7 protein-coding genes are annotated in these 10,358 nt (G+C 39.4%); 3 read left to right on the forward strand and 4 right to left on the reverse strand.

Annotated elements, in window-relative coordinates:
* Nucleotides 1-16: 16 nt before the first annotated feature.
* A complete protein-coding gene (locus F6K40_RS35680) occupies nucleotides 17-157 on the reverse strand; it encodes a hypothetical protein (protein ID WP_293143533.1) in 141 nt (46 codons plus the stop codon).
* Nucleotides 158-295: 138 nt separating this feature from the next.
* Between F6K40_RS35680 and F6K40_RS35685 the strand changes: the two genes are divergently transcribed.
* Both F6K40_RS35685 and F6K40_RS35690 read left to right on the forward strand, forming a co-directional pair.
* The gene (locus tag F6K40_RS35685; RefSeq protein WP_293143536.1) at nucleotides 296-1,123 is read left to right on the forward strand and encodes a hypothetical protein; all 828 of its coding nucleotides are present in this window, start codon (nucleotides 296-298) and stop codon (nucleotides 1,121-1,123) included.
* A gap of 30 nt (nucleotides 1,124-1,153) precedes the next feature.
* On the forward strand, nucleotides 1,154-1,465 hold the full coding sequence (locus F6K40_RS35690) for a hypothetical protein (protein ID WP_293143539.1): 312 nt from the start codon (nucleotides 1,154-1,156) through the stop codon (nucleotides 1,463-1,465).
* 666 nt (nucleotides 1,466-2,131) lie between these two features.
* Here F6K40_RS35690 and F6K40_RS35695 read toward each other — a convergent pair.
* On the reverse strand, nucleotides 2,132-4,978 hold the full coding sequence (locus tag F6K40_RS35695) for a chloride channel protein (protein WP_293143542.1): 2,847 nt from the start codon (nucleotides 4,976-4,978) through the stop codon (nucleotides 2,132-2,134).
* Nucleotides 4,979-5,765: 787 nt separating this feature from the next.
* On the opposite strand from F6K40_RS35695, the gene F6K40_RS35700 reads away from it, so the two are divergent.
* Nucleotides 5,766-8,168 (forward strand): DUF4347 domain-containing protein, encoded by a 2,403-nt coding sequence (locus F6K40_RS35700; protein WP_293143545.1) that lies wholly within the window; start codon nucleotides 5,766-5,768, stop codon nucleotides 8,166-8,168.
* A gap of 495 nt (nucleotides 8,169-8,663) precedes the next feature.
* Here the strand turns inward: F6K40_RS35700 and F6K40_RS35705 are convergent, their stop codons facing one another.
* A complete protein-coding gene (locus F6K40_RS35705) occupies nucleotides 8,664-9,959 on the reverse strand; it encodes a TldD/PmbA family protein (protein ID WP_293143548.1) in 1,296 nt (431 codons plus the stop codon).
* 149 nt (nucleotides 9,960-10,108) lie between these two features.
* On the reverse strand, nucleotides 10,109-10,358 hold a 250-nt coding region (locus tag F6K40_RS35710), incomplete at its 5' end, for a Tab2 family RNA-binding protein (protein ID WP_293143551.1).

Here is a 10,358-nt window from a genome sequence, read left to right on the forward strand (position 1 = left end):
CTATAGGAGATAGGAGTCAACCTACCCCTAACCCCTCCCAGGAGGGAAACTGGAAGTCAGGAGTCAGAAGTTTTTGATCGCGATCTGGTCCGGACATGAGATAACTCCCTTCTATACAAGCAGCGATCGCCAGTTCATTTTTATTATACCTAATCATCCGGACATGATATAAGAAAAAATTACGCAGAAACCGGGTTTGTCGATGAAATTTTGTGATTTGAAAATAATCAGGGCAATAAACCCGGTTTCTTTCTTGCTCAATTTCCCCTACTCCCCTTTAGAGGTTGGTGAAACTATGAAAGATATGCAGAAAGCTTATCAGGTAGCTGCTGTTGCTGTAAAGCAAAGATTTATAGAACAACGCCCTGAAGATTTAGCAATTTTAAATAAAATTAGCCAAAAAGATATAGCTGTTTACTCAGGTAGTTATGACCACGTTGAAGAAATTTTCCAATGCTTAAAACTACCAATACAAATCAATCCTGAACTACAAAAATTGGATGCCAAAATTATATTTGTTAACTGCTCTAATTCCTATGATAACAAACTAATTAATAGTCTGAAAAAACAGGTAGAGAATGGTAAATGGTTAGTAACCTCTGATTGGGCATTAGGTAATTTTATCTCCCATGCTTTTCCTGATACAATACGTTGGAATAAACAACACACTAAGGATGAAGTTATTTCTGTAGAACCAAGTTTAAATAGTTTGTGGTCAGAAGTAGTAGTGTTGGGAGCAGACCCGCAATGGTGGTTAGAAACTAGCAGTCATCCTATTAAAATACTTAGTCCGAAAGTTACTATCGAAGCTGCTAGTCACGATTTATTAGTGCGTTACAAAGCACCAGTAGTAGCAGTTAGTTTTGATTGGGGAAAAGGGCACGTTTTTCATGTTATTAGCCATTTTTGGTGCAAGCGCAGTCGAGCATTAACTAAACGGCATCAAGGAGTTTGTACTGATTTTATGGAAGCAGGAATGCGGTTAACTGATGATGGTATTAATACAGTTTTGTCTGAAACTAATATTAAGGCAGATACTCTAAATTTTGCTCAATTACAAAGTGCTGCAACTGCAACTGAGTTAGTAGTGCAGTTGTGTATTGATGCTATTAAAAGTAGCTAAACTGCAACGTTATAGTTATGGAGAATAATAGTGACTGAAAAAGAAAAGTCAAAAAAGCCTAATCTTCTTTCTCAAAGGTTAACAGAAGCATTAGAAAATGGTAGTAAAGTCCGCATTGAAGCAGAGGAAACTTATTATGGTCTCCCCGTTAGTGTAACTGAAGATTTTGTAGAAATTATGGTCTTAGTGCCACCAAATGAATTTGATGAAGAGGATGATACTTTTAAACAAGTGACATGGTTGATTCGACTTGAATCTATTTTTGCGATCGCATATCCTACAGAATATTGGTCAAGTGCAAGATTGGAAAAACTACTGGAAATAGGTGTTAATCAGATTTAATATCAACAGGACTTACGCAAAATATCAAATTATACACCACTTGTAGGGGCGATTCGCGAATCGCCCCTACTAGATATGGTGGTTCTGCGTAAGTCCTGATCAAATCCGGTTAAACAACCTCACTATCAATTTAGTAGTTAGTAGTCAGTAGTCGTAGGGGCGATTTTCTACGGAATCAGAACTTATACCATGTCCGGATAATTAGTGATAAAAACACTTCTTTCTCCTGGTACATTCTTTTCTCCTGTCTCCTGTCTCCTGTCTCCTGTCTCCTCCATTTTTATTTATAACTATTCAACCGGACATGATATTATATCAAATCCGGTAGTATCAGTAGAATTCCTGCTCCGTAGGGGTTTGGTCTCCAAACCCTCCACAATCTAGGAGTTTTCGCTCTTTTCTGACGGTAGAATTATATTACTCCGAAGCTAGCGGATTTGATATTACGCAAATTGTTAGACAATACGCTATATGTAGAGGGCGAATGCCATTCGCCCCTACATATGGCGCTTGGTGCGTAAGTCCTGGGAATGCTCCGCAAACGCGAATCGCCCCTATAGTAAAATAAAAAGTAAAATCAATTATCCCATAGAAATCATCAATTATTTCCCCCCTATTCCCTATTCCCTATTCCCTATTCCCTATTCCCTGACTTCTGCAAGAAGTCTATTGATTATTCGCAGCTCTGACTAGAATTACAGTACAAGTACAACCACGAGCGATCGCCTCCGGAATGTTCCCATTAATTATATGTTTCAAAAATCCTTCCTTGCTAGCACCAACAACCACAACATCAGAGTGATGAGCATCTGCTAAATCAACCACAGCATCTGAAACAGAATTAGCACAGACTGTAGTAGCTATCACCTCTGTATGCAGTCTGTGTTTCAGCATTCTCACAGCTTGCTTCATTTCCTGAATATTAGGATCGATAACAGATTTAGTGGAAACTTGACATAGGAGAATTTCTGGTTTTACACTCAAAGAAACTAAAGCAGGCAAAAGTTTTACTGCTGCTGCTTGGGTAGGAATATCTCTAAGAGGGACTAACCATTGTCGCCATCCTAAAAATGAGTACATATAATCAGAATCAGGATTATATCTTTTATTTGCAGGACTTACTAACTTTTCTCGACCTTGCTGAATCAAGGTAGAAAAATAAAAACTCAATAATCTCAAGTATCTGTCATTCAATAATTTAGCGATCGCTAACAAATAGAAATCATACCCAAAATCAGCAACGCTCTTTTCTTTATCTCTCAATTTCACCGAACCCCACTTCACTACTACCACTTCACAAATAGCTTTTTGCATCAGAGTATCCACAATATTGCTAAAAATAGGACCAGAAGTAGCAGTATCACACTTCCAACTCATCAATATCAAGGAGATATGTCTCTCTTTAACAGTTTCCAAAATAGCATCAGCAATATCGTGAGCAACCCGCACTTGAGTGTGGATTGGAATTTGCCAATCTTTAGCTATCTGCTCTGCCATTGCTAACAAACGACGACTCTCAGTTGTATCCACTACAGTCTCAGCAGGAGAATTTTGACGAGGCACAACTACGATTTGGAGACATTCTAGTTCATAATTGCGTTGCCGAGCAATTACAGCAGCTAACCTTAATAATACAGGAGCAGTACGAGGATTACTCAAAGGTACTAACAACCTACCATTACCAATTTGAGGCGATCGTGTTTGATAAACCACATAAGATGGTTCTGAGGGATTGGTTCTTAAGTTTGTCTTGCCTATTAATTGTTCTGATTCTATTTTAATGATATCAGTATCGGTAATAATCCCCACAAGATGACGACTTTCCATCACAGGTAAACGACTAATTTTGTATCTATGTAAAAGATTTAAAATGTCACTCAGATTATCTGTAGTCTTAACTGTCATTGGATGAGGTGTCATAAACTCTTTTAAAAGATGATTCCCTGGAAGTTGACGTTTCCGAGTGTAAGCTAAATCTGTCTGAGTCACAATACCCACCAGCAAACCTTGATGATCGACTACAGGAAAACCTCGATGGTGAGAATTGGAAAATTTCTGCTTAACTTCATCTAAAGTTAGCTCGGAATCAAGAGTTTCCACAGGAGTGTGCATGACTTGATCGGCGTGAATATTACTTAAATAATCATTTGCTGAGGTTTCTTTCTGAAGTTGTAAACCTTTTAAATCTAAAACTAGGTCAGACAGAGATTTCTGATCTATCTTTTCTGCCACCAATAAAGCCACAATAGAAACAATCATCAGTGGTAACACCAAGCGAAAGTCTTGTGTCAGTTCAAAAATAACTACTACTGCTGTGATCGGTGCTCTTGATACAGCACAAAAAAATGCACCCATTCCTGCTAGAGCAAAAATTGCTGGTTCTTCAATACCGACTAAATTATTTTGCAAAATCCCAATTATTTGACCTAAAGCAGAACCAATAATTAAAGATGGTGCAAATAATCCGCCAGGGGCGCCTGAACCCGCAGCAAATATTGTTAAGATAAAGTGAGCGATAAAAGCAATACAACTTAGTTGCAAACTAGCTTCATTACTTCCTAAGAATTCTTTTAAACCACTATGATTGTGAAATTGCTCTGGTAAAAATGCAATTATTAAGCCACTAATTAATCCGGTAATGGCTATTCGCCAAGGTAATTCTAATTTTAGTTGACGCTGATTAAATGTTGAAATTGCAACAATTCCCCGACTAAATACTGTTCCTAGTAACCCGGCTAAAATTCCCAAAACTATGTAGAAAGGCATTTCTTGAGGATGTAAAAATCCTGTCATTGATATATCTAGGCGATCGCTGTTGTAGTACAAGCTTTTTCCTCCTAGCATTTGCGAAACAAATGCACCGACAAAGGAAGCAATAATTGCTGGCCCCAACGTGATGCCAGAAATATCATGCATCAGGTCTTCCACTACAAATAACACTCCAGCAATAGGAGCATTGAAGCCAGCAGCTAATCCAGCGGCAGCACCACAGGCAATTAACTGACGACGATAACTGGGAGAAGTGGGCAGCCAACGCCCGATCCAAGCAGCCAAGGATGCACCTATTTGGACAGTTGGGCCTTGTCTTCCTAATGTTAATCCAGAACCAACTGTCAGAATGGTAGTGAGCATTTTGACAATAGCGATCGGGAAGTTTAAGGGGACTCGCATACCTCCTAGTGCAGCTTTTACTTGTGGTACTCCACTGCCTGCAGTTTCTGGTGCTAAACGTTTTACTAATACACCTGTGACAAATCCTCCAGTTAAGGCAAAAATAGGTAATAATAACCAAGGAGCAAATTTTAGGGATGCAGCTATCCGCAAACTACCTAGCCATCCGATGCCTTCTTTGAGGGTAACGGCGGCTAATCCAGAAGTTATTCCGATTAAGCTGGCTTCAACGACTGCTAGAATTTTAGGTCTTAGGAGGGGCGTAATCACAAAGCCTATGTATGGATAGACAAATCTCTTGAGATAGGTTTGTAGTTCTTCTAGGATATACTTATACCACATAAGGAAATGTTGGTTTTGAAAAAAGCACTCAGCAGTCAGCAAGATTATTTTTTTTTAACCCAGAGATGCTAAAAACTGATAGTTATTTAATTTTACTGCTTAGTTGGTATTTTGTTTTATTTATTTCAGGAGTTACGCAAAGCGAGGAGTCAGGAGTCAGGAGTCAGGAGTCAGGAGAGAAGAGGTGGGAATTTTACAGCAGTTTTTATTTCACACAGTAGGGACGTTCCATGGAACGTCCCTACGGGGTTTTGGTTGTGACGTGAGGTCATCAATCTGAAAAGCGCTGTAAGCTATAAGGAGGAGAAAGCTTTTTGATCGCGTAAGCGGAACGGAGTTCTATCACGCTCTGATCCGGACATGATATAATATTATCAGGACTTACGCAAAGAAACCCGGTTTCTCGTAGAAACCGGGTTTCTGGGTTCGCATGGCCTTAGTTCTGATTATATTAAAAAACTCAGAAATTACGCAAATAGGACTTACGCAAAGAAACCGGGTTTTTAGGAGAAATTGTTGTTTTTAACAATTAACATTGACGAAAAAACCCGGTTTCTGGGTTCTAAATTACGCAAATAGGACTTACGCAAAGAAACCGGGTTTTTAGGAGAAATTGTTGTTTTTAACAATTAACATTGACGAAAAAACCCGGTTTCTGGGTTCGCATGGCCTTAGTCCTGGCAAATTCTTAGGCAGTAAGCTATCCTTAGAGGCGAATGCCATTCGCCCCTACTAGGTATGGCGGTTATGCGTAAGTCCTGAAACTAATACAACCCAGGGATGTAAAATGAATCAACAAAGCTACTATTTAATACCGTATTCCCAGAAAGCAAGGACTATTGTTTTCATCGACAAGGGAGTAGAAAATTATCAAATGTTAGTCGCTGGAGCGATTGATCAAACAAATACCATTATTCTAGAGAGCAACCGCGATGGTATCAAACAAATAACCGAAGTTCTCGCTCAAAGATCAAATATAAATGCTATTCACATCATTAGTCACGGTTCTCCTGGTTGCTTGTATCTCGGCAACACTCAATTAAGTCTTGATACAATCAATAATTATATTTGGGATTTGCAACAGTGGGAAGGAGACCTTTTTCTGTACGGTTGCAATGTTGCTGCCGGAGATGCAGGAGCAGAATTTTTACAGAGACTCCAGAAAATAACTAGCGCTAATATTGCTGCATCTGCTAACCTGACTGGAAGTGCTGTTTTAGGAGGAGATTGGCAACTGGAAGTTAAACTAGGGGAAATAGAAAGTACCGGAGTTTTTGGAGAAGCGATCGCGACAAACTATAATTCAGTTTTTGCTATTAATCGGGTGTCGGTAGATTCGTCGGGAAATGAAGCAAATGGGGTATCTACTTCTCCTGCTATCTCTAGTGATGGTAGGTTTGTCGCCTTTTCCTCTGTTGCTGATAATTTAGTGTCAGGAGATACAAACGACGCGCAGGATGTATTCGTCCATGACAGACAAACAGGTATTACTAGCTTGGTTTCTGTCAACTCCGCAGGAGAAGTGGGAAATGCTCTCTCCGGTACTCCCTCCATTTCTGGGGATGGACGCTTCATCGCCTTTTCTTCTACTGCCGATAATTTGGTGCCAGAAGATACGAACGAGGCGCGGGATATATTTGTCCACGATCGACAAACAGGTATAACCAGTCTGGTTTCTGTCAACTCCGCAGGAGAACTAGGAAACACAGATTCCCAATTTCCCATAATTTCTGCTGATGGAAGTGAAATTTTCTTTAACTCTAATGCTGACAACCTATTGCCAGGAGATACTAACGAAAAGCAAAATATTTTTATACGGGAGCTAGAAACAGGTATTACCACCCAATTTAATCCAGACTCTTCGGGAAATCAGTTTAACAGCAGTTCCAGGATTTACTCTATGTCTGGCAATGGCAGATTTATCACTTTTTCCTCTGATGCAGATAACCTAATACCTGGGGAGGAAAACTGTCAGATGTATATTCACGATCGCGAAACCGGAATAAACTCTTGTCTTACAGCAGAATCCCACCCTGGAGATCGTATTGGTGATAATACAATTTCTAACGATGGGCGTTTTATAGCTTTTGAATCTGTTTTCAGTCCTTTTGTATCGATGTATATTGCGGGAGATTCTCGTCCCTTTTCTAGAGTATTCGTATACGATCGCGCAACGGGAGAAACTAACCGTATTCGGGGAAGTCAACGACCTGTTGTTTCTGCTGATGGTAGATTTATTGCTTCTACAACAGGTACAATTATTTCTCCACAGAACGGAAAGGTATTTATACACGATCTACGCTCCAATATGACCACCAACCCTTTGACTTTTGAGGATTCAGAAACTCAAAGAACCCAATCTTTTTCTCCCCCAGAACCCCCTCGAGGTTGGGAACCAGAATTTGCATCGATCTCTGCTGATGGTAGTCTCATAGCGTTTAATTCTTTGCTTGGTGATTTGGTGCCTGGCGATACTGAAAATCTGTCTGATGTTTTCGTTGTTGAAAATTTACTGGCAAATGAAGAAGTTATCGATGTAGCTCCGTTTCAACCTCTTGTCGGTACTGCTGAAGACGATATCTTAGTAGACATAGATGCTCAGGATTCTATTTTTGGTTTAGAGGGAGATGATACGATTGATGGTGGCAGTGGTGCTGATGTAATTTTCGGCAATCAAGGTTTCGATAGCATCGACGGTAATTTTAATAGTGATACGATTTATGGTGGTAAAGACAATGATCGTATCTTAGGTAATGGTGGTAATGATTTGCTCTTAGGAGAACGGGATAATGATAATCTTCAAGGTGAGGATGGCAACGATAGCTTATTTGGAGGTAAAGGAGGAGATCGCCTTGATGGTGGTACAGGGAGCGATCGCTTAAGTGGAGATTTGGGTGATGATATCCTTGTTGGCAGTAAAGGGAATAATACTCTTATTGGTGGCCCAGGGGAGGATGTGTTTAGCTTGGCGCCAGATACAGGAAACAATACAATATTAGATTTTGAAGATGGTATCGATCGTATTGGGTTAAGAGAAGATTTGGGATTTTCCGAGATAGCGCTCGTTACTGGTGAGGATAATACTATTTCCATCGTTGTTACTCGGACTGAAGAAATTATTGGTACGATAATAGGAGTAGATGAGACGGCAATTACTTCTGATGATTTCATATTCACAGAAGGATTTTAGAAATAGGACTTACCCAGGGGAATCCAGAAACTTGGTACGAGCGTAGACGTTTACTTTTCAAAACAAGGATTTATATAGAATCCGGATAATTAGTTATTCGGATTCTATATGATACATAGGTAGAATTTATCGCCAGCACTTCTGGTAATAATTCGGGAAATTGATCGGCCAAAGCTATGAGAATTTGGGCGCGTTTATAGTTATTGTATAGTTGGGAGTAGGGGAGTAGGGGATAGGGGAGTAGGGGAGATTGAATACTGAAGTAATTATAGAATTATCAACATATACTATATAACCGGATTCTATATTACTCCTAACTCCTAACTCATTACTCATTACTCATTACTCATTACTCATTACTCATTACTCATTACTCCTCAGTAATACGATAACTAATTACCCGGATTCTATATGACTCCTGACTCCTGACTCCTACCCTTACCACTCATACTTTTTCATCAGGTCCTAATTATCAATTATCAATTATCCATTAATTTAATCCACTTTACTAATAGTAGATAATCCTTCTACAATTACATGAGGAGTATAACAAGAACCATTCCATTCTCCATCATTTCCTAATTCTACTAATTGCCTTAATGCTGCATAAACATTACCAGCAACCATAGTATTTTTCACTCTACCAATTATTTCACCTTTTCTGACACGATAGCCAAGTTCAACATTAATAGAAAAGTCACCAGAAATACCCGCACCACCACCGAGAATTTGATCGACTATAATTCCATCATCTAACATCCCAATTGATTCCTGTAGCGATCGCTCTCCTGGTTTAACTATAAAATTAAATAATTCAGGTGTAGGATATCTACCCAAGTCTGGACGAAACCCATTACCAGTAGTCCCGCTACCCAATAATCTACCAGTAGTTCGATCTGTATAAAACAGTTGTAAAACACCTTTTTGAATAAATTCGATGGAGCGGGTTGGAGTACCTTCATCATCAAAAGGACAACTAAATGGTCCTTCTTCTGGTTGTTGAGAAATAGTAATTTGTTTATTAGTGACAAGTTCCCCTAGGCGATCGCTCCAAGGAGAAGCACCTTCTAGTACCTGTTTCCCATTCAGAGCTACCGAGATGGTACTCCATAATAAATCTGCTGCTTTAGCTGTAAATAAAATAGGTATTCTACCACTAAGGGACGCCACATTCTTTTGTGCCCAATTTAATTGTTGTAAAATTCGGTCCGCGACTTTCTTCGGTTCGAGCCTATTTCTTTGGATTTGACCATCAGATATATTTAAAAAGTCATCTCCCCTTACCCAATCAACTTCTACATAACCACTTAAAGTAGTATCTATATGATTAGAATCTAGTCCTAATGAATTGATTAAACGAGTAGATTCAATTTCACAATCCCATTCTCCATTACAAATCACATCTGGATAAAATTCTCGAATTAACGCGATCGCCTCTTTCCCCCACCTTACCAGTTGTTCTATGGGCACAGATATCCCTTGGTTGGGATAATGACGATTTTTGGCAATCGATCCTAATTCAATATATTCTGGTTCATTCAAACTACTTATAGATATAGCTCGTTCTACTAAAGCTATTGGTTCCACAGGCCCATAAGCTACAGCTAGTCCTGGACATCCATTTCGCCAAAGTCGCAGTGCTGTGCCCTCTGATTGGGTACTTTCTAGTTGCTTGAGTCTATTACTTTCAAAAAATATAGGCCGACAGTGTGATTGCGCCTGAAATACTTCTGCTGCCTCAGCCCCCGCTTTGGCAGCTAGTTCTAGCAGTTGTTCTGCTAATTCGGTCATAACATTCTGTTTGGGATTTTTTATTTTGGACAATGGAATTGCTAGTAGGATTGTACCAATGTCCAGTACCCAAAACCTAACTAAATCAGGAGTCAGGAGTCAGGAGTCAGGAGTCAGGAGTCATGCTTGAAGATTTAATCAGCAGAATACTAAATACTAATTTCTTGCAATAACCAAAAGCCAGCAAATGATTCTGATTCTGGATCTGACTGTACTGCCAGAAAATGAACCTCTTTGGCCCTTGACTTAGCTTCAGAAAATCTTTTAGCTTCAGCAATAGTTGATGGATCGCTCAGATTAGCTAAAATCCAACAATCATTAACTCCAGTATTTAGTAGTAATCTAGCTGGAGAGGCAGAATTAAATTGGATAAAAGCTAATTCTAACCCTGACATCCAA

Origin of the sequence: Okeania sp. SIO3I5, from assembly GCF_010672085.1 — a bacterium.
In the GTDB taxonomy this organism is placed as follows: domain Bacteria; phylum Cyanobacteriota; class Cyanobacteriia; order Cyanobacteriales; family Microcoleaceae; genus Trichodesmium.